Source organism: Pseudomonas sp. P110(2024) (genome assembly GCF_057480795.1).
The window spans coordinates 354,000-373,676 of record NZ_JBLIYT010000004.1 but is presented as its reverse complement, the minus strand read 5'-3'; the positions used below and the strand labels follow the sequence as shown (position 1 = coordinate 373,676).

The following is a 19,677-nucleotide window of genomic DNA, read 5'->3' as shown; positions in this document are numbered from 1 at the left end:
ACGGTCTCCGAAGTAAAAGCACCCTGCGAAAGCGTACGCCTCGCAGGGTGCCGGGGTGACCATCTCATTAAGTAACCCGCCGTAAGGGCGGAAAGGTGATTAAGCGTCGACATCGCAAATGAATGCGCATACAACTTTCTAAACAATCAACAATCAACAATCAACAATCAACAATCAACAATCAATATCTCACCCAGAAACCACCGGCTCACACCGAACCTCAGTCTTCACCGAGTTGGCAATAAAACACGCCTCATGCGCCATATGATGCAACCGCTCCAACTCCTCAACCCCAGGCCGCCGCTCCCCGGAAAATTCGACCACCGGCCGCAAGGTCACCACGGTCATGGCCATGCGCCCTGCCTCGTCGACCCCCATCACCCCCAAGGCATCATCAACATACCGCTCGACACAAAACCGCCGCTTGGCCGCCAGGGACAGGAACCACAGCATGTGGCAACTCGACAACGCCGCGACAAACGCCTCCTCAGGATCCACCGCCGAGGCATCCGACATCGGCAACGGCACCACATGGGGCGAGGAAGAGCCCGGCACTTCCACCCCACCATCGAAACGCCATACATGCCGCCGGCTGTAGCGGTTACCGAGAAAATCCTGCCCGTCACGGTTCCAGGTCACTTGTGCGGTGTACTGCGCCATCCGATATCTCCTTGATCAAATAAACACATTGTTCAGCGCTTGCGCGCACAGATGCCAAAGGCCATGTCGCCTATGTAGATGCCCCGCGACTGAAGTCGCTCGGCCTCCAGTCGCGCGTGCAGCGTATCGATCCCGACCTGCCTGGCCGTAGCCACGCCATGGGCGATGATCCGCGGCAGGCAGGCGCGAACGATATCGGCCAAGGGGTAGGCACTGTCGGGTGTCTGCACCAGGCACTCGGCGCGCAGGTCCTCGACCGCCAGCCCCGCCTCGCTGAACAGCCGATGCAGGTTGAAACCGATATGCAGGTCCGCCCCCTCGTGGGCCAGCATCCGTTGCAGCCATTGCTGGGCCTTGTGATGCAACGGGAAAGGCTCCAGGCTGGCCGGGGTGAGACTGCCGTCATGCTCCTGGAACACCATCAGACCACCGGGCAGCAGGTGCCGGGCCAACAGGCGCAGGGCCTTGACCGGCTCCGCCTGGTACATCAGCACCCGACGCCCGACGATGGCGTCGAACAAACCCAGGGACTCGGGCAGTGCCTGCAGGTCAGCCTGCACGAACTCAGGTACCGCCGCGCCCTTGGGTGTCTCGCGCTGGCGTGCGATTTCAAGGGCGCCCACCGCCTGGTCAACGCCGACCACCGCTCCATCTCCGTCCACCAGGTGAGCCAGCAGCCAGCTCACATCGCCGCTGCCGCATCCAACGTCGAGCACGCGCATGCCAGGGCCGATACCGGCATCGACCAGCAGGCGCGTGGTGAAATCCGCTTTCGCAAGTGCCATGCCATGCTCCTTCGCAGGTGCGCCAGTGTGCAGAGCAAAGGACCTCGGATACAAGGCTGTCCTATGCTGAAGCCACCCACCTTCATCGAACCTGACCATGCCCACCACCACCGATCCCCTGCTGGACAGCTGGCGGCACAACGCCCAGGCCTGGATCGAGGCCGTACGCTCCGGCACCATCGCCTCCCGCCGCGAGGTCACCGACCAGGCGATACTGCTCGCCGTGCTCGCACGTCAGCCTGCCCGGGTGCTCGACCTCGGCTGCGGCGAGGGCTGGTTGCTGCGGGCCCTGGCGGCGAGAGGCATCGACGCGGTCGGTGTGGATGGCGATGGGACGCTGGTTGCCGCCGCGCACTCGGCGGGCTCACCACAGGTTCACCTGGCCAGCTACCGGCAACTGGCCGAAGGCACGGTGGACATCGGCCACGGCTATGACCTGGTGTGCGCCAATTTCGCCCTCCTGCAACAGGACATCATCCCCCTGCTCTGCGCCATGCAGGCCTTGCTGCTGCCCGGCGGCACGCTGCTGATCCAGACCCTGCACCCGTGGACGGCCGCCGCCGGCCACTACCAAGATGGCTGGCGCGAGGAGTCGTTCGCCGGTTTTGCCGGTGACTGGCGCCCCATGCCCTGGTACTTCCGCACCTTGGGCAGCTGGCTCAAAGCGCTGGAACTGGCCGGGTTCGGCCTGCTGGCGTTGCAGGAACCGCAGCATCCGCAGAGCCAGGTACCGCAATCCCTGCTGTTGACGGCGAAGCGGCTGGGCTGACGCACCTGCGGCTACTCGTCGCAGCCTTTTCCTACTTGGCAAATCCTGCACAGGCCTTAAAATCCCGCCTCCTTTTCGCCCGTCGCCCCAGCCGGTGGCAACCGCCCGCAAAGACAGCGTTCACGCCTCATCACATCGCGCATGTGCAACAGGCTCAACCGCCCCCGCCTGGCCTGCCTCTATCAGGTCTGCGGTTGAATCTTGCCAAGGTCGCAGCCCGCCCAGGTCGCACTGCACCGCGCCACGACCCGGCCCGTGCAGCCGAAAAGGCGCATCTGAGCTCTTTTCAACCTTGAGGTAACTATGTCTGTGCGTTTGCTGGCGATGGCGCTGGCACCCCTGCTCGGCCTGTTCATCATTGCCCTGGGCAATGGCGTGCTGTCTTCCCTGACCACCCTGCGCCTGGGCGCCGCCGGCGAATCGGCGACCACTATCGGCGTAGTCTCCTCGGCCTACTTTATCGGCCTGACCCTGGGGGCGATCTTCAACGACCGCCTGATCCTGCGCATCGGCCACATCCGCGCCTACAGCAGCTTCGCCGCCCTGATCGGCGCGACCATCCTGCTGCAGGGCCTGTTCTACGACACCACCTGGTGGTTCGCCCTGCGCCTGATCAACGGCTGGGCCGCGGTCGGGGTGTTCCTGGTGATCGAGAGCTGGCTGCTGCTGGCCGGCGACGCCAAGATCCGTGGGCGCCTCCTGGCGCTGTACATGATCGCCTTCTATGGCGCCGGGGTTATCGCCCAGGCTGGCCTGGGCGAAGTCACCGGCTGGGGCGAGACCGCGCCGTTCATGGTTGCCGGCATGCTCGCCACGCTGTCGGTGCTGCCGATCGTGATCCTGCCACGGGTATCGCCGCTGCTGGACCAGGTGGAGCCGCTCAAGCCGCGGCAATTGCTGGGTGTGGCGCCGACCGGGCTGGTCGGCTGCTTCGGCTCGGGGGTCGCCATCGCCGGGATCTACGCCCTGCTGCCGCTGTACCTGCAACGCATCGGCCTGGATGTGGGCAAGGTCGGCGACATGATGGCCTGGGTGATCCTTGGCGCCATGCTGCTGCAGTACCCGGTCGGGCGCTGGTCGGATCGCAAGGACCGCCAGGACGTGCTGATCGCCCTGGCCGCCCTGTGCACCGTGCTGTCGGTGCTGATCGTGCTGCTGCCGGCCGACACCGTGCTGCTGCCAGCACTGCTGTTCCTGCTCGGCGGCGGTGTGTTCGCGCTGTATCCAGTGGCCGTCAGCAGCGCCGCCGACCGTGCCCCGGCCGACGCGCTGGTGCCGATGATCCAGGGGCTGCTGTTGATCAACTCGCTGGGCTCGGCCATGGCGCCGCTGGCCATTTCACCGATGATGACCGCCTACGGCGAGGCCGGTTTGTTCTGGGCCTTTGCTGCCATCAACCTGACAATGGTCGGTTTCTTCCTCTGGCGCCGTGGCAAGCGCCCGGCACCGGAGCACCCGGCGCCCTTCGCGCCGACCGCGACCTTCTCGCCGACCGGCGCGGAGCTGCGGGTGACCGAGGACCTGATGCACGCGGCCCAGGAGCACCCGACGCTGGAGGCGATGGACACCACGCATGGCCAGCAGGCGCCGCGTCCCGAGGCGCACTGACCGCTCATACCAAGGACCGCCCGTCGCTTGACGGGCACCTTGGCGCGGCTGTGGCGGCCCAACCATGACACGTCATCCGACAGGAGATTCATCATGGCCAATCCACGTCCCCTCGCCTTGTTGCTGGCTCTGCTGCTTGGTAGCGGCGCCACCCTGAGCCTTGCGGCAACCGACATGAACGGTGGCGGCAGCCACACCGAACGCTCAACCGACCAGGGCAAGACTGCCGGTGACGGCAGTAGCGTCAACAGCACCGGTGGCAGCAAGGACAACGACAGCAGTGACACCGGCACCGATTCCGATGCTGCCGACGGCGCTGCCGGTGGCTCCAACAGCACCGGTGAAGCCACAGGCTCCGGGGCTGGAGCGTCGGGCGGCAGCGCCGAGGATCAAGACAGCCGTTGACCCGACTGTCTGTCAACGCCAGTAGCGGGGCTCATCCGCCACTCGCTGATGCTCGGCAAATAGCAGCGGCAGTTGTTCCTTGAGAAAATCCAGCCAGGTGCGCACCTTGGCGTCCAGAAAATGCCGCGACGGGTAGATCGCGTAGATCTCCCGTTGGCGCAGCCGATGTGGCGCCAGCAACCGGCAAAGGCGCCCCTCCTCCATGGCCTGGCTGGCCGAATAGTACGGCAACAGACCCACCCCCATGCCCAGCTCGGTGGCCTTGAGCATGGCGTCGGCGACGTTGGTGAGGAAGGTGTCCTGGGGCACGATCACACAGCTGTCGGAATGCCCCTCGAACGACCAGTCCTCCTCGAACAGCGGGTCGACCGTGCGCAGGCAGACATGCTCATGCAGGTCCTCAGGCCGCTCGGGCACGCCGTGGCGGGCCAGGTACTCGGGGGAGGCGCAGAGAATGCTGTGGATGCTGCCCAGCGGGATGGCGATCAGTTGCGAATCCGGCAGCCCCTGTCCGATGGTGATCACCACATCATGGCCCTCGGCCAGCGGGTCGGGGTTGCGCTGCGACAGCGTCAGTTCCATCACCACTTCCGGGCAAGTGGCGTTGTAGCGCGCCACCAGCGGCATCATCAGCAAGCCCAGGCCATGGGTGCAATGAAAACGCAAGTGGCCGCGAGGCGTGAGGTGGGCGCCACGGGCCTCGTCCACCGCCTCCTCGGTGAGCAGCATGATCTGTCGGGTACGCTCCAGAAACCGCTCCCCCGCCTCGCTCATGCGCAAGCGCCGGGTGGTGCGGTGCAGCAGGCGGGTCTGCAGCTGATTCTCAAGCTCCGCGACGATCCGCGACACCTGCGCCGCCGAAATGTCCAGGGCCTGGGCTGCCGCGGCGAAGCTGCCGCACTCCACTACCCGGGCGAAGGTTCGCATCGCATGCAGCATGTCCATGGGCCGACACCCTCATTCATACATGAAAGGCAGCAATCTATCACGGGATAGCCCATTTATTGTGAAACACAAATGAATGGATCATTAGGTTATCCGCACTGAATGAGGAGCCTGTCATGAACCGTTCCATCGCCCTGCTCGCCCTGAGCGCCACCCTCGCCTCGTTTGGCGCATTGGCCGACACCACCGCCAGCACCTACGAATACGGCATGCCGCTGGACATCGCCAAAGTCATCTCGATCACCCCGGCCAGCAACGACGCCGACTGCCAGGTGGGCACCGCGCACATGGTCTACGTCGACCACCAGGGCCAGACCCGCGAAGTCGACTACCGGCAGATGGGCAACTGCTCGCAGCTCTAAGCCCAGGGGAAAATACCAGCCATCTTGCTGAAAGTGCATTTGCCCGCCCGCGACACCGCCGCATGATCTGCCGGGACAACAACAAGAACGTCCCGGACCATGAATACGATCGATACCTCCACGGCCACGCCCGTGCGCGCCTGCGACGCCACCCATGCCCGCATCACCTGGCGGCTGATGCCGCTTCTGCTGGTGTGCTACCTGTTCGCCCATCTGGATCGCATCAATATCGGCTTCGCCAAGATGCAGATGAGCGCCGACCTGGGCTTTTCCGACACGGTCTACGGCCTGGGCGCCGGCCTGTTCTTCATCGCCTACGCGCTGTTCGGCGTGCCCAGCAACCTGGCCCTGGAGCGAATCGGGCCGCGGCGCTGGATCGCCACCCTGATGGTGGTCTGGGGCCTGTTGTCCACCGGCATGATGTGGGTGCAGGACGCTACCGGCTTCTATACCTTACGGTTTCTGCTGGGGGTGGCCGAAGCGGGCTTTTTCCCTGGCATCCTCGTGGTGCTCAACCGCTGGTACCCTGCGCGGCGGCGCGCGCAAGTCACCGCGTTGTTCGCCATTGCCGTGCCCCTCGCCGGGGTGGTCGGGGGGCCGTTGTCCGGCGGTATCCTCCAGGCCTTTCACGACCAGGGCGGCCTGCGCGGCTGGCAATGGATGTTCCTGATCGAGGGCCTGCCGGTGGTGCTGCTCGGACTGGTGGTGCTCAAGTGCCTGCCGGACAGCTTCGAGCAGGTCGCTTGGCTCGATGCCGGGCAAAAGCGCGCATTACGCGAAGAAATGACCGGCGAGGAGCGGCACAAACCCATCAGTTCGCTGCGCGGCCTGTTCGGCAACGCGCAGGTCTGGTTGCTGGTGACGGTGTATTTCGCGGTGATGTTGGCGGTCAACACCCTGGCCTTCTGGATGCCCAGCTTGATCCACGGTGCCGGCATCGGCAGCGACGGCCAGGTCGGCCTGCTCAGCGCCATCCCCTACCTGGCCGGGTGCCTGTTCATGCTCGGTTGCGGGCGCTCCTCGGACCGCCGGCGCGAACGCCGCTGGCACCTGTGCGCGCCGCTGCTGATGGCCGCCGCCGGTATCGCCCTGGCCGGCTCGGCACCGGGCAATGCCTTGCTGGTGATGACCGGGCTGGTGGTTGCCGGCATGGGCGCCAGCGCCGCCCTGCCGATGTTCTGGCAACTGCCGCCGGCGTTCCTGGCAGGTGGCGCCCAGGCCGCCGGTATCGCCATGATCAGCTCGTTCGGCAGCATCGCCTCGTTCGCCGCGCCCTACCTGATCGGCTGGATGCGCGACAGCACCGCCAACCCGGGCCTGGCCCTGCAGGTACTGGCCGTGGCCATCGTGCTTGGGGGTGTGCTGGTGCTTAAGGTGCCAGCCAGCGTGGTCAACCCCAAGTAAGAGGCCTCAAGCCAGCAGGTCGCTGATCCAGCGTGCCTGGCGGGTCATCTCCCGCAGCTTGTCCTCGGGCACCGGTTGACGTGCCCGGGCGAAGTTGGCCAGGGTCTGTTGCTTCTGACGCAGCATACGCTGCCATTTGAACAGGAAGGCCGGGCTGCGCGCCTGCATCAGCAGCGGACCAAAATACAGCTCCTCAGCCGTGTAGGTGACCGCGTCGGCACGTTCGGCGACGATGATCTCGTAGTCGAAACGGTTTTCCCGCAGCACTTCCTCACCGACGATCCGGTAGTCGTTGTCCATCAGCCACTGGCGCAACGCCGGCTCGCCGCCGTTGGGTTGCAGGACCAGGCGCTCGTGCCCGCCCAAGTGCTGTTTGCCAGCCTCGAGAATATCGCGAATGGTCTCGCCGCCCATGCCGCAGAGGGTGATCGCGGTGATGCCGTCACCCGGTTCGATGGCCGCAAGGCCGTTGGCATGACGCACGGTGATGCGATCCTCCAGGCCGTTCTCGCGCACGGTGCGTCGTGCAGCCTCGTAGGGCGTGAGCGCCACCTCGCCGGCCACCGCCGCGACAATCGCAGCGCGGCGCGCCAGCGCCACCGGCAGGTAGCCATGGTCCGAGCCGATATCGGCCAGGCGCGCCCCGGCCGGCACATGGGCGGCCACCCGTTCCAGACGCATGGACAATGTGTGTTCGTTCAACGCAAGCCTCTTCTGACAACCTGGGCCCGGCGCCAGTGGCCGGGTCGGGGCGCGATTCTGACCGCCCGCGGCACGCATTTCAAATACCCGCGACCGGCCGCCACGCCTCGACCTGTTCAGCCCGCTCGCGTAGGCTTGGCGGTTTCCTTCCGTTGCAAGGCGAACCCCCATGGCAAACACCGACATCATCTACACCCCCGACCCGGACGCCGACTCGATCTCCTCGGACGTTGCCGAGTACAACGGCATCCTGGTCAGCACCCAGATCCCCGTGCAGGCCGACGGCAGCCTAGAGCTGGGCGATATCACCACCCAGTGCGAATGCACCCTGCAGGCGCTCAAGGTCGCCCTGGAGCGCGCCGGCAGCTCGATGGACCGGGTACTGCACCTGACCATCTACCTGACCGACATGGCCGACCGGGCGGCGTTCAACGAGGTGTACCAGCGGTTCTTCAAGAAGCCATGGCCGGTGCGCGCGGCGGTGGGCGTGGCTTCGCTGGCGTTCGAGGGGATGCGTGTGGAAGTGACGGCGATGGCGGCCAAGGGCTGATCGCCTCAAGTCGACTTTTCTTGCACTACGCCGCCTGCCAACTGCATCTGCTTGTCAGGCGGCGTGCCCCTCAAACCGAACTAGTAGTCAGGGTGCTCGTCCGACTAGCTCCTCTTCCTTGTGAGGCACCATCAGGTTGTCTTATAGACGCCCCTCTGGCGTTCAACTCCTGGACTTTCTCTGACCCCTTGCGAGCAAGTTCTTTATACTTCCCACTCAAGTCCCCAGCCATGGCATCGCTCATTTTGGAGGCACCAGCGGTCAGAAGATTGAGCACCGGTAGAACGATTTCCCCAACCGGATCAGATACGCCAGGGGCAGCTGGAATGATGTCGACAGCCTTGGCACTCATCTGAAGCTCGTTGTACGTACCGCCTGCCGCAACAGCAAATGCAACAGTACTGGTCACAGCGCCGAGTACAGCTTGTCCTACATCCCTTTTGGAAAGCGCCGGGAGATCCCTGACCGCTGCTGGATCTAGCGTCAGTGCCTTGGCTCTGTCCACGTTGTAACTGAACATGTTCCAAAGGGTCAGCAAGTGCTCATGCAACTTCCCTGACGCATACCCGCCAGCCGTGTACAACGCCACGTTCAACGTCGCGACACGCCCCGTTGGATCGTTCCGGTTAACAGGGTCACCCATGCAGTACGCGTAGACATTCAAGCCCCCCACCGCAAACGGACTCAATCGATCGGGCGAGTTAAACCGCATCAGCAAAGGATTAAAGGTCCGATGCCCATTGCCCAGGTGGTAATGGCCTGTCAGTGAGTCACGGGCCTGGCCGCAATAGGCCAAAACTGCTCCACGCTTATCAGAAACCGCCCCATACGGCGTGTAAGCCCTAGGCAGGCTGGAGCTCCCCAACACTGATCGCTGCTGGTCGATCACAGCCAAACGGTTGGAAGTCATCGCATAACCTTTCGCAGAAAGATTTTGGGCCCAACGCTATCACCACCGCGCCGCACGCATAACTGACAAAAATGCCAGACCCACTACCACCGTTTGGGCAAGTTCATCAGTTATGGATGCCCCCGCACCGATTCACCGTTACAATGCCCGCCTTACCGTGACAGCCCGAACCTATAACGACATGTCCCTTCCAAAGCACCACCTGGAACTGCTCAGCCCTGCCCGTGACGTGAGCATCGCCCGCGAAGCGATCCTGCACGGCGCCGACGCCATCTACATCGGCGGCCCGAGCTTCGGCGCGCGCCACAACGCCTGCAACGAGGTCAGTGATATCGCCGAACTGGTGGAGTTCGCCCGGCGCTACCATGCCCGCGTATTTACCACCATCAACACCATCCTCCACGACAACGAGCTGGAGCCTGCGCGCAAGCTGATCCACCAGCTGTACGACGCCGGTGTCGATGCGCTGATCGTGCAGGACCTGGGGGTGATGGAGCTGGATATCCCGCCGATCGAGCTGCACGCCAGCACCCAGACCGACATCCGCACCCTGGAGCGGGCCAAGTTCCTCGACCAGGCCGGTTTCTCCCAGCTGGTGCTGGCCCGCGAGCTGAACCTGCAGCAGATCCGCGCCATCGCCGCCGAGACAGACGCGGCCATCGAGTTCTTCATCCACGGCGCGCTGTGCGTGGCCTTCTCCGGCCAGTGCAACATCTCCCACGCCCAGACCGGTCGCAGCGCCAACCGTGGCGACTGCTCCCAGGCCTGCCGCCTGCCGTATACCCTCAAGGACGACCAGGGCCGCGTGGTGGCCTTCGAGAAGCACCTGCTGTCGATGAAGGACAACAACCAGACCGCCAACCTGCGCGACCTGGTCGATGCCGGCGTGCGCTCGTTCAAGATCGAGGGCCGCTACAAGGACGTGGCCTACGTGAAGAACATCACCGCCCACTACCGCAAGGAGCTCGACGCCATCCTCGAGGACCGCCCCGAGCTGGCCCGCGCCTCGAGTGGGCGTACCGAACACTTCTTCGTGCCGGACCCGGACAAGACCTTCCACCGCGGCAGCACCGACTACTTCGTCAGTGATCGCAAGATCGACATCGGCGCCTTCGACTCGCCGACCTTCACCGGCCTGCCGGTCGGCGTGGTGGAGAAAGTCGGCAAACGCGACCTACTGGTGGCCACCGATGTGCCGCTGACAAACGGCGACGGCCTCAATGTGCTGGTCAAGCGTGAAGTCGTGGGCTTTCGCGCCAACATCGCCGAACTCAAGAGCGAATCCGAGGAAGACGGCCAGAAGCGCTACCGCTACCGTGTCGAGCCCAACGAGATGCCCGAGGGCCTGTACAAGCTACGCCCCAACCACCCGCTGTCGCGCAACCTCGACCACAACTGGCAGCAGGCGCTGCAGCGCACCTCCGCCGAGCGTCGGGTGGGTGTCGAGTGGCATGCGGTACTGCGCGAACAGCGCCTGATGCTCACCCTCAGCAGTGAAGAGGGTGTCAGTGTGCAAGTGGCCCTGGACGGGCCGTTCGGTGCAGCCAACAAGCCACAGCAGGCCCTGGACCAACTGCACGACCTGCTCGGCCAGCTGGGGACCACGATGTACCACGCCACGGCCATCGAGCTCGATGCCCCGCAGGCTTACTTCATCCCCAACTCGCAGCTCAAGGCCCTGCGCCGCGAAGCCATCGAGGCGCTGACCGAAGCCCGGGTCAAGGCGCACCCGCGTGGCGGACGCAAGGCCGAGACCACGCCACCGCCGGTGTATCCGGAGTCGCACCTGTCGTTCCTGGCCAACGTCTACAACCAGAAGGCCCGCGACTTCTACCACCGCCACGGCGTGCAGCTGATCGACGCGGCCTATGAGGCCCATGAAGAGCACGGCGAAGTGCCGGTGATGATCACCAAGCACTGCCTGCGCTTCTCCTTCAACCTGTGCCCCAAGCAGGCCAAGGGCGTGACCGGCGTACGCACCAAGGTGGCGCCGATGCAGCTGATCCAGGGTGACGAGGTGCTGACCCTGAAGTTCGACTGCAAACCCTGCGAGATGCATGTGATCGGCAAGATGAAGAGCCACATCATCGACCTGCCGACCCCGGGCAGCGCAGTGGCCCAGGTGGTTGGGCACATCAGCCCGGAAGACCTGCTCAAGACCATCCCACGCGCGCCGCACTGAAAGACGACCCGCCGTCGCTCCACGGGATTTCATCGGCGGCGGGTCTAGACTGAACAGGGGGCTGCCACACGTGGAGGTGTGAGATGAGCCAGTTCAAGCGATTGTTGGTCATGCTCGGCCCGCAGATGCGCCATACGCCTGCCCTGCAGCGCGCCGCGGCGCTGGCCGAATCCAGCGGGGCCCTGCTGGATCTCAACGTCTTCGTCGACGATGTCGACACCTTCGGCCTGATGAGCGACGGCCGCGAACGCGAACGCTTGCTCGAGGACAACCGCCAGTGGCTGGCTGACGAGGCCGAGCAACTGCGCAATGCCGGCCTGGATGTCTCCACCGAACTGCTGTTGACCCGCGACCCGTTGGGCAGCCTGCTGGAGCAGGTCGAGCGCCTGGGCTGCGACCTGCTGGTCAAGGACGTGCAGCATGAACCCATCCTCAAGCGCCTGCTGGTGACACCGCTGGACTGGCAACTGCTCAAGGACAGCCCGGTGGCGGTGCACCTGGTCAGCGATATCCGCTTGCCCCTGCCCCGACAGATCGCCGCGGCGGTCGACCTCAACAGCCATGGCACTGGCGAACACCTGGACGACCAGGTGATCCGTAGCGCCCACGCCCTGGCCCTGCAGTGCGACGCCGAGCTGCACCTGTTGCACGTATGCGATGCGGCCAGGACCCATATCGCCGATTTCGGCGCCGGGACCGTGACCATGCCAGGTTTCGACACCAGCGTGCGCACGGCCCAGCGCACGGCGTTCAACCGCCTGGGCGACCACTACCAGATCGACCTGGAGCGCCGCCACTTCCTCGAAGGACCGGCGGTCAAGGCGATCACCCAGTACATCGCCGACCACCGGGTGGATGTGATCGTCATGGGCAACCACCGGCACGATGCCTTGCAGGCATTTCTCGGCGGCACGACGGCGCATGTGCTGGAGCACCCGCTGTGCAATGTGCTGGCGATCAAGGCCGTGCGTTAACGACTAAAGCCCGCTCCCTCGCGGCAGGAGCGGGCTTGCCCGGCTCAGAAGGCTTTACTGTAGAACAGCGAGTACGACTCGATCCCATCGTTAGGCTGCTTCAACCCGGCGTTGGAATAATGCATGGCGCGAATGCCGATCTTCTGCTCCGCCGGCAGCTTCAGGCCGAAACCGATCCGGTCCTCGAAGTTCACCGACGACCCCAGGCGCTGGTCCCCCACGTCGGTCTTGGAGAATGCCGCCAGACCGATACCGGCCTCGATGAACGGGGTATAGGTAAAGCCACTGAATTCATAGACGAACACCGGGCTGAACGACAGCGAGTGGGCGCCGCTGGCCTCCCCGCCTTCCCAGTAGGTGTAGGCCGCGTCCCAGTAACCGGTCAGGTGACCAGTGCTGCTTTCCAGCCATTTCTTATCCCAGTCGAACGACAACCCGATACGGTAGGTCATGTCACCCTGGCTAGTGGCGCCCACGGCACCGGATACTTGGGCGGCCTGGGCCAGATTGGCGCCAGCGCATGCCAATACGGCGACAACCAACGCTGTGGCGAGATGGGTCTTCATTAAATGACTTCTCCTGATGGTCTTCACGGGCAGGCCCGCGATATTGCGCGTACCTGCGGGCAAGTGGGGGCTGCGCCCCTCGTTATGCACCGGCGACCCGGCACATCCAACCGGGTTACAAGTGGTAATACTTCTTCGATTATTGTCCGAATGAACAGAAAGTGGAAAGTAATTTGCCACTATTGGCTAAGGACACTGCGTTCCATTCAAGGGTTCATTCGTATTTTGCCTCTTCTTGTTCGCCGCGAAGCCTCCTGCGCCTATCAGATCGAGCGCCGCCCGCGCGGCGCTCGATCTGATAGGCGGTGCAAGCCTGACGGCGGATACGTGGTAGCCCTCACTCGGTCAATCGCCTAGCGCCCAAAACACCTTGAAAGGGCTAGCTTTCAGCGCCAGTTCAGATCAACCCGCGCCGGCGCCTTGCCGTCCACCGTCACCTGCTGCTGCACGGTCCGGCCATCGGCATTGCCGATCACCCGGTAGTGCCCCGCAGGCAACTGCACGAAGATCAGCGGCCCCACGTCCTGTAGCGCCAGCACCGATTGCCCCTGGGCCGACTGGATATCCAGCGCAGCACCGCTCTGGAACTTGCCGTCCGCTCCCGTCGAGAGGGTGATATGCAGGTCATAGCCGGGCGTGCGGCGCAGGGCATTGGCCTCGTCCTGGCCAATACCGCCTTGTAGGTAGCGGATGCCGTTCTGCTTCTGGGGTTGCTTCCGAGGCAGGGATTCGCATCGCCGCGCACCGTTAGTCCATCAGGGCGCGGGCAGCTCACGACGCTCTTCGAGCAGCTTGATGAACATGCTCAAACTGCGCGACACCGTGCCCCGCCGCCACACCAGCCAGGTCTTCAGGTAGCGGAAGTCCTCGGCCATCGGCCAGGCGCTAACCGTGCTGCACCCCGGCATGCTGTCAAGCATGCTGCGCGGCATCATCGCCAGACCCGCGCCGGCACTGACGCAGGCGAGCATGCCGTGGTACGACTCCATTTCGTGGATCTTGCCCGGCACCGCCTGGTCGTGGACGAACCAGCTCTCGAAATGGTGGCGGTACGAGCAGTTGGCGCGGAACGCGTAGATGCTCGACCCGTTGACATCACGGGCGCGGCTGACCGGCGGGTGGTTCAGCGGCGCGATGACCATCATCTCTTCCTCGAACACCGGCATGCCCTCGAGCGTCGGGTGCAGCACCGGGCCATCGACGAAGGCCGCCACCAGGCGTCCGGACAGCACGCCTTCGAGCATGGTCCCCGACGGGCCGGTGGACAGGTCCAGGTCGACCTTGGGGTAGCGCTGGTTGTACGCCGCCAGCAAGGCCGGGATGCGCACCGCCGCGGTGCTCTCCAGCGAACCCAGGGCGAAGGTGCCCTGGGGATCCTCGCCCGCCACGGTCAACCGCGCCTCGTGCACCAGGTCGAGGATGCGCCGGGTGTATTCAAGGAAGTTCCAGCCGGCCGGCGACAGGCGCAGGCGGCTTTTCTCGCGAATGAACAGCTCGACGCCCAGGTCTTCCTCCAACTGCTTGATGCGGGTGGTCAGGTTCGACGGTACCCGATGGATCTGCTGGGCGGCGGCGCTGATGCTGCCGTGCTCGGCCACGGCCTTGAACATCTCGAGTTGCACCAGGTCCACGATCATTCTCCAAACGTGAATGTTTCGCTCATTATTATTCAGTTTTCATTAAAGCGCGCCACCCCTAGTCTGGGCTCATCCGATCAAAACAACGAGAGTCCTGCCATGAGCGAGATCAGCAGCCTGACCCACGCCATTTCCGTCGATCCCTACAGCGGCGAACGGATCGGCCACTACGCCTTCGACACCGACGCCGCGCTGGACGCGGCGCTGCAACGCGCCAAGGCCGGCTACAACCAGTGGCGCAACGTGTCGCTGGGTCAGCGCAGCGAGTACCTGGTCGAGCTCGGGCGGGCCCTGCAGGCCAACGCCGAAGTCTTCGCCCAGATGATCGCCCGCGAGATCGGCAAGCCGATCAGCCAGGCACGTGGCGAAGTCAGCAAATGTGTCGGCCTGTGCCAGTGGTACGCCGAGCACGGTCCGGCCATGCTGGCGCCGGAGCCGACCCAGATCGAAAAAGCCCGCATCGAATACCGCCCGCTGGGCCCGATCCTCGCCGTGATGCCATGGAACTTCCCGGTCTGGCAGGTGCTGCGCGGCGCGGTACCGGCGCTGCTGGCGGGCAATACCTATGTGCTCAAACACGCGCCCAACGTAATGGGCAGCGCCTACCTGCTGGCCGACCTGTTCAAGCGCGCCGGCCTGCCTGAAGGCGTATTCGAGGTGATCAATGTCACCCCCGAAGGCGTCACCCGCGCCATCAACGACCCGCGCATCGCCGCTATCACCCTCACCGGTAGCGTGCGCGCCGGCATGGCCATTGGCGCGCAGGCCGGTGCGGCGCTTAAGAAGTGCGTGCTGGAGCTGGGCGGCTCCGATCCGTTCATCGTACTGGCCGATGCCGACCTCGATGCTGCCGTGAAGGCCGCCGTGATTGGCCGCTACCAGAACACCGGCCAGGTCTGCGCCGCCGCCAAGCGCCTGATCGTCGAAGAAAGCATTGTCGAGGCGTTCACCCACAAGTTCGTCGAGGCCACCCGTGCGCTGACCATCGGCAATCCGCTGGACGACGCCACCTACATCGGCCCGATGGCACGCTACGACTTGCGCGATGAACTCGATGGCCAGGTCCAGGCAACCCTTGCCGAAGGCGCCACCCTGCTGCTGGGGGGCAAGAAGGTCGAAGGCGCGGCCAACTTCTACGAGCCGACCGTGTTCGCCAACGTCACTCCGGACATGACCGCGTTCAAACAGGAGCTGTTCGGCCCGGTGGCGGCGATCATCAGCGCTCGTGACGCCGAGCACGCGGTGGCGCTGGCCAACGACAGCGAGTTCGGCCTGGCCGCGACCATCTACACCGCCGACTACGCCTTGGCCGAGCGCATGACCGCTACGCTGGACACCGGCGGCGTGTTCATCAACGGCTACTGCGCATCCGACCCCCGTGTGGCGTTCGGTGGCGTGAAGAAAAGTGGCTTTGGCCGCGAGCTGTCGCACTTCGGCGTGCGCGAGTTCACCAATGCCCAGACGGTGTGGCTGGATCGCAACTGATCTGGCGGCTTGCCCCCGCTGCCGAGCGGGGGCAAGAACTTCGAAACCGCGAGCGCGCTGCCGGCCGGTCAGCCCCTGCCGCGCCGAAGCGTCTCACTGGGCAGTTCGTGAAACAGCTGCCGATAGCTTTCGGAAAACCGCCCCAGGTGCCAGAACGACCAACGCATCGCCACCTCGGCAACGGTCGCGTCCCCCACCAGCAGGTCACGCCGCGCGCCGTTCAGACGACGCAGGCGCAACCACTGCGCCGGTGGCAGATTGGTGAAACCCTTGAAGGCTTGCTGCAACTGACGCACGGAAACACCGGCAACCTTGGCCAACTGCAGCAGATTGAGGGTTTCGTCGGGGCAGTCGGCGGCCCACTCGCTGACCCGACGCATGATCGCCCGTTCCTCGTCGCGCCGCCCCAACGCATCCCCCTGCAGATGCTGCCCGGCGTTGTCGAGGATGAACAGGCAGTCCTCCAGCAACTGCTCGCCCAACGCCCCGCCTTCCAGCGGGCAATCGGCCTGGCCCAAGCGGGTCAGCGTGGCGCTCAGCCAGTTGCCGAACAAAGCATTTTGCTGGCAGCTCAGTGGCACCATGAACAAGCCGCGCAGGCGTTCCAGGTCGAGGCCATGGCTGGCCAAAAACGGCTGCTCGAACACCACCGCCACCTCCTGGTAGTTCTCCGGGGTGATCCAGATATTGCGGCTGTCTTCGTTGAGTAGATAGAGGCTGTTTTCGCTGCGGTCGAAGCAGAACGCCAGGGCGCCGCTGGGCGCGCGAAAGAACTGCTCGACCCGGGTATTCAGGCGCTCCTCGTACACCTCCACGCCATCGAGGCCAAGCCAGCGCAACTGACCGTTGAAATGCCCGGGGGACATCTGCCGGTATTGCTGCTGCCAGCCAGGGGTGGCGCGGGTCTGTTCGGTCACATCGGTGGTGCGGTAATCCTGGACCTGCAAGGCGGTTGGCGTTGTCACGCGCTGTCCTAGATGCACTCTTTTGGTGCATTGCTTGTCGAAAAAAGTGGATAGATCGCCGCGGAGGCTGCGACCAAGATAGACCTCAGCGTCACCTGTGGGAAGTGCCCTGCGGCGATGAACGCCTTGCATCCCACCACAACTACCCAACCAAGAGGTTTGTATGAACGCCCCCTTCGATCAGCTGTCCACCTGGCTGAAAGAACACCGGATCACCGAAGTCGAATGCGTGATCAGCGACCTGACCGGCATCGCCCGCGGCAAGATCGCCCCGACCGCCAAGTTCCTCCACGAGCGCGGCATGCGCCTGCCGGAGAGCGTGCTGCTGCAGACCGTCACCGGCGACTACGTCGACGACGACATCTATTACAGCCTGCTCGACGCCGCCGACATCGACATGGTCTGCCGCCCCGATCCCACGGCGGTGTACCAGATCCCGTGGGCCATCGAACCGACCGCGATCGTCATCCACGACACCTTCGACAAGCAGGGCAACCCCATCGAGCTGTCGCCGCGCAACGTGCTGAAGAAGGTCCTCAAGCTGTATGCCGACAAGGGCTGGCAACCGATCGTCGCGCCGGAGATGGAGTTCTACCTGACCCAGCGCTGCGAAGACCCGGACTTGCCTTTGCAGGTGCCGCTGGGCCGCTCGGGTCGCGCCGAGAGTGGCCGCCAGTCATTCTCCATCGATGCCGCCAACGAATTCGACCCGTTGTTCGAGGACGTCTACGACTGGTGCGAAATCCAGGGCCTGGACCTGGACACGCTGATCCACGAGGACGGCCCGGCGCAAATGGAGATCAACTTCCGACACGGCGACGCCCTGGACCTGGCCGACCAGATCACCGTGTTCAAACGCACGATGCGCGAGGCGGCGCTCAAGCACAACGTCACCGCCACCTTCATGGCCAAGCCGATCACCGACGAGCCGGGCAGCGCCATGCACCTGCACCAGAGCGTGGTCGACATCGCCACCGGCAAGCCGATCTTCGCCAATGACGACGGCAGCATGAGCGAGCTGTTCCTGCACCATATCGGCGGCCTGCAAAAATACATTCCCAAGCTGCTGCCGATGTTCGCGCCGAACGTCAACTCGTTCCGTCGTTTCCTGCCCGACACCTCGGCGCCGGTGAACGTCGAGTGGGGCGAGGAAAACCGCACCGCCGGGCTGCGCGTGCCGACCTCCAGCCCCGAAGCGATGCGCGTGGAGAACCGCCTGCCGGGCGCCGACGCCAACCCCTACCTGGCCATCGCCGCGAGCCTGTTGTGCGGCTATATCGGCATGGTCGAAAAACTCGAGCCCAGCGCCCCGGTGCAGGGCCGCGCCTACGAGCGACGCAATCTGCGCCTGCCGATCACCATCGAAGATGCGCTGCAGCACATGGAAGACTGCGAAAAGGTCCAGCAGTACCTGGGGCAGCAGTTCGTCCAGGGCTATGTTGCGGTCAAGCGTGCCGAGCATGAGAACTTCAAGCGCGTCATCAGCTCGTGGGAGCGGGAGTTCCTGCTGCTCAGCGTGTGATCCGCCTTGGGGGTACCGTGCCCCCCTTCACTGACAAGCCCGCTCCCACACCAGCAACACCATTGCTGTGGGAACCGGCTTGCCGGCGATGGGCTGCAAACCAGCCCCTACACCACCGAATTCGAAGAACAAGACCAACGAGGTGTCGACATGCGTTATCCGCAAGCTTTGATCCCCGCAACCTTCGCCCTGCTGTTCGGCGCCGCCGTCCAGGCCCAGCCGACGGTGAGCGTGTACAACTGGACCGACTACATCGGTGACACCACCCTGGCCGACTTCCAGGCCAGCAGCGGGATCAAGGTGGTCTATGACGTGTTCGATTCCAACGAAACCCTGGAGGGCAAGCTGCTGGCCGGGCGCACCGGCTACGACGTGGTCGTGCCCTCCAACCATTTCCTTGCGCGCCAGGCCCAGGCCGGCGCGTTCCTGCCGCTGGATCGCAGCAAGCTGCCGAACTGGCAGCACCTGGACCCGCAGCTGCTCAAGCAGCTGGAGCAGAACGACCCGGGCAACCAGTACGCCGTACCGTACCTCTGGGGCACCAATGGCATCGGCTATAACGTCGACAAGGTCAAGGCGGTGCTGGGCATCGACAAGATCGATTCCTGGGCGGTGCTGTTCGAAGCCGAGAACCTGAAAAAGCTCAAGCAGTGCGGCGTGGCGTTCATGGACTCGCCGGACGAACTGTTCCCGGCCATCCTCAACTACCTGGGCATGAACCCGCGCAGCGAGAAGGCCGACGACTACCGCAAGGCCGAGGCCCGCCTGCTGGAGCTGCGCCCCTATATCACCTACTTCCACTCCTCCAAGTACGTCTCGGACCTGGCCAATGGTGATGTCTGCATCGCCTTCGGCTATTCCGGCGACGTGCTGCAGGCCGCCCACCGCGCCGAGGAGGCTGGCAATGGTGTCAAGGTCGCCTACAGCATTCCCAAGGAAGGCAGCAACCTGTGGTTCGACCTGCTGGCCATCCCCAAGGACGCCAAGAACCCCGAGCAGGCCCTGGCCTTCATCAACTACCTGCTCGACCCCAAGGTGATCGCCAAGGTCAGCGCCACGGTCGGCTATGCCAACGCCAACCCGGATGCCAAGGCCGACATGGACCCGGCGCTGGTGAACAACCCCGAGATCTATCCGCCCCAGGACGTGCTGGACAACCTGTATGTTTCGACCATGCAGAGCCCCGCGATCCTGCGGCAGATGACCCGCTCCTGGAGCAAGATCAAGTCCAATCGCTGAGCCGAGC

19 protein-coding genes and 1 pseudogene are annotated in these 19,677 nt (G+C 64.4%); 11 read left to right on the top strand and 9 right to left on the bottom strand.

The window, feature by feature from the left end:
* Positions 1–189 precede the first annotated feature (189 nt).
* Together AC25ND_RS09085 and AC25ND_RS09080 are read right to left on the bottom strand one after the other, a co-directional pair.
* On the bottom strand, positions 190–660 hold the full coding sequence (locus tag AC25ND_RS09085; protein ID WP_182322715.1) for an OsmC family protein: 471 nt from the start codon (positions 658–660) through the stop codon (positions 190–192).
* 32 nt (positions 661–692) lie between these two features.
* Complete coding sequence (locus AC25ND_RS09080) at positions 693–1,445, bottom strand: methyltransferase domain-containing protein (RefSeq protein ID WP_028689506.1); 753 nt, start codon at positions 1,443–1,445, stop codon at positions 693–695.
* Between the two features lie 97 nt (positions 1,446–1,542).
* Here AC25ND_RS09080 and AC25ND_RS09075 point away from each other — a divergent pair, with 97 nt between their 5' ends.
* The 3 genes from AC25ND_RS09075 to AC25ND_RS09065 all read left to right on the top strand — a co-directional run bounded on the left by AC25ND_RS09075 (position 1,543) and on the right by AC25ND_RS09065 (position 4,227).
* Positions 1,543–2,214 (top strand): class I SAM-dependent methyltransferase, encoded by a 672-nt coding sequence (locus AC25ND_RS09075; RefSeq protein ID WP_486976239.1) that lies wholly within the window; start codon positions 1,543–1,545, stop codon positions 2,212–2,214.
* A 303-nt stretch (positions 2,215–2,517) separates the two neighbouring features.
* Entirely contained in the window at positions 2,518–3,822 is a 1,305-nt protein-coding gene (locus AC25ND_RS09070) for an MFS transporter (protein WP_028689504.1), read from the top strand.
* A 93-nt stretch (positions 3,823–3,915) separates the two neighbouring features.
* Entirely contained in the window at positions 3,916–4,227 is a 312-nt protein-coding gene (locus AC25ND_RS09065; protein WP_182322713.1) for a hypothetical protein, read from the top strand.
* A 12-nt stretch (positions 4,228–4,239) separates the two neighbouring features.
* Here the strand turns inward: AC25ND_RS09065 and AC25ND_RS09060 are convergent, their stop codons facing one another.
* Positions 4,240–5,172, bottom strand: a complete 933-nt coding sequence (locus tag AC25ND_RS09060; protein ID WP_028689502.1) for a LysR family transcriptional regulator — start codon at positions 5,170–5,172, stop codon at positions 4,240–4,242.
* Between the two features lie 116 nt (positions 5,173–5,288).
* Here AC25ND_RS09060 and AC25ND_RS09055 point away from each other — a divergent pair, with 116 nt between their 5' ends.
* Both AC25ND_RS09055 and AC25ND_RS09050 read left to right on the top strand, forming a co-directional pair.
* Complete coding sequence (locus tag AC25ND_RS09055) at positions 5,289–5,534, top strand: DUF2790 domain-containing protein (RefSeq protein WP_028689501.1); 246 nt, start codon at positions 5,289–5,291, stop codon at positions 5,532–5,534.
* Positions 5,535–5,633: 99 nt separating this feature from the next.
* Positions 5,634–6,938 (top strand): MFS transporter, encoded by a 1,305-nt coding sequence (locus AC25ND_RS09050; protein WP_062361833.1) that lies wholly within the window; start codon positions 5,634–5,636, stop codon positions 6,936–6,938.
* Between the two features lie 6 nt (positions 6,939–6,944).
* On the opposite strand, the gene AC25ND_RS09045 is transcribed toward AC25ND_RS09050, so the two are convergent.
* Positions 6,945–7,640 (bottom strand): tRNA (adenine(22)-N(1))-methyltransferase, encoded by a 696-nt coding sequence (locus AC25ND_RS09045; protein WP_028689499.1) that lies wholly within the window; start codon positions 7,638–7,640, stop codon positions 6,945–6,947.
* Between the two features lie 169 nt (positions 7,641–7,809).
* Between AC25ND_RS09045 and AC25ND_RS09040 the strand changes: the two genes are divergently transcribed.
* Positions 7,810–8,190: a RidA family protein gene (locus AC25ND_RS09040; protein WP_213884037.1), complete on the top strand. Its 381-nt coding sequence runs from the start codon at positions 7,810–7,812 to the stop codon at positions 8,188–8,190.
* A 70-nt stretch (positions 8,191–8,260) separates the two neighbouring features.
* Here AC25ND_RS09040 and AC25ND_RS09035 read toward each other — a convergent pair whose 3' ends face one another.
* A complete protein-coding gene (locus AC25ND_RS09035; RefSeq protein ID WP_486976238.1) occupies positions 8,261–9,100 on the bottom strand; it encodes an RHS repeat-associated core domain-containing protein in 840 nt (279 codons plus the stop codon).
* A gap of 181 nt (positions 9,101–9,281) precedes the next feature.
* Here AC25ND_RS09035 and AC25ND_RS09030 point away from each other — a divergent pair, with 181 nt between their 5' ends.
* On the top strand, positions 9,282–11,282 hold the full coding sequence (locus AC25ND_RS09030; protein WP_028689497.1) for a peptidase U32 family protein: 2,001 nt from the start codon (positions 9,282–9,284) through the stop codon (positions 11,280–11,282).
* A gap of 83 nt (positions 11,283–11,365) precedes the next feature.
* A complete protein-coding gene (locus tag AC25ND_RS09025) occupies positions 11,366–12,256 on the top strand; it encodes a universal stress protein (protein WP_028689496.1) in 891 nt (296 codons plus the stop codon).
* Between the two features lie 44 nt (positions 12,257–12,300).
* Here AC25ND_RS09025 and AC25ND_RS09020 read toward each other — a convergent pair whose 3' ends face one another.
* From AC25ND_RS09020 to ptrR, 3 genes and pseudogenes are all read right to left on the bottom strand, one after another.
* Positions 12,301–12,822 (bottom strand): acyloxyacyl hydrolase, encoded by a 522-nt coding sequence (locus AC25ND_RS09020; RefSeq protein ID WP_062361827.1) that lies wholly within the window; start codon positions 12,820–12,822, stop codon positions 12,301–12,303.
* Between the two features lie 386 nt (positions 12,823–13,208).
* Positions 13,209–13,535 (bottom strand): annotated as a pseudogene (locus tag AC25ND_RS09015) (carboxypeptidase regulatory-like domain-containing protein); the annotation flags it as partial.
* A gap of 42 nt (positions 13,536–13,577) precedes the next feature.
* A complete protein-coding gene (gene ptrR, locus AC25ND_RS09010) occupies positions 13,578–14,453 on the bottom strand; it encodes a putrescine utilization regulator PtrR (protein WP_028689494.1) in 876 nt (291 codons plus the stop codon).
* Between the two features lie 105 nt (positions 14,454–14,558).
* Here ptrR and AC25ND_RS09005 point away from each other — a divergent pair, with 105 nt between their 5' ends.
* Positions 14,559–15,944: an aldehyde dehydrogenase family protein gene (locus tag AC25ND_RS09005; protein WP_028689493.1), complete on the top strand. Its 1,386-nt coding sequence runs from the start codon at positions 14,559–14,561 to the stop codon at positions 15,942–15,944.
* 68 nt (positions 15,945–16,012) lie between these two features.
* Here AC25ND_RS09005 and AC25ND_RS09000 read toward each other — a convergent pair whose 3' ends face one another.
* A complete protein-coding gene (locus AC25ND_RS09000; protein WP_028689492.1) occupies positions 16,013–16,909 on the bottom strand; it encodes a helix-turn-helix domain-containing protein in 897 nt (298 codons plus the stop codon).
* A 163-nt stretch (positions 16,910–17,072) separates the two neighbouring features.
* Here AC25ND_RS09000 and AC25ND_RS08995 point away from each other — a divergent pair, with 163 nt between their 5' ends.
* Positions 17,073–18,431 (top strand): glutamine synthetase family protein, encoded by a 1,359-nt coding sequence (locus AC25ND_RS08995; protein WP_028689491.1) that lies wholly within the window; start codon positions 17,073–17,075, stop codon positions 18,429–18,431.
* 150 nt (positions 18,432–18,581) lie between these two features.
* Positions 18,582–19,670, top strand: coding sequence for a polyamine ABC transporter substrate-binding protein (locus tag AC25ND_RS08990; RefSeq protein ID WP_028689490.1), 1,089 nt, complete (start codon positions 18,582–18,584; stop codon positions 19,668–19,670).
* Positions 19,671–19,677: the final 7 nt, after the last annotated feature.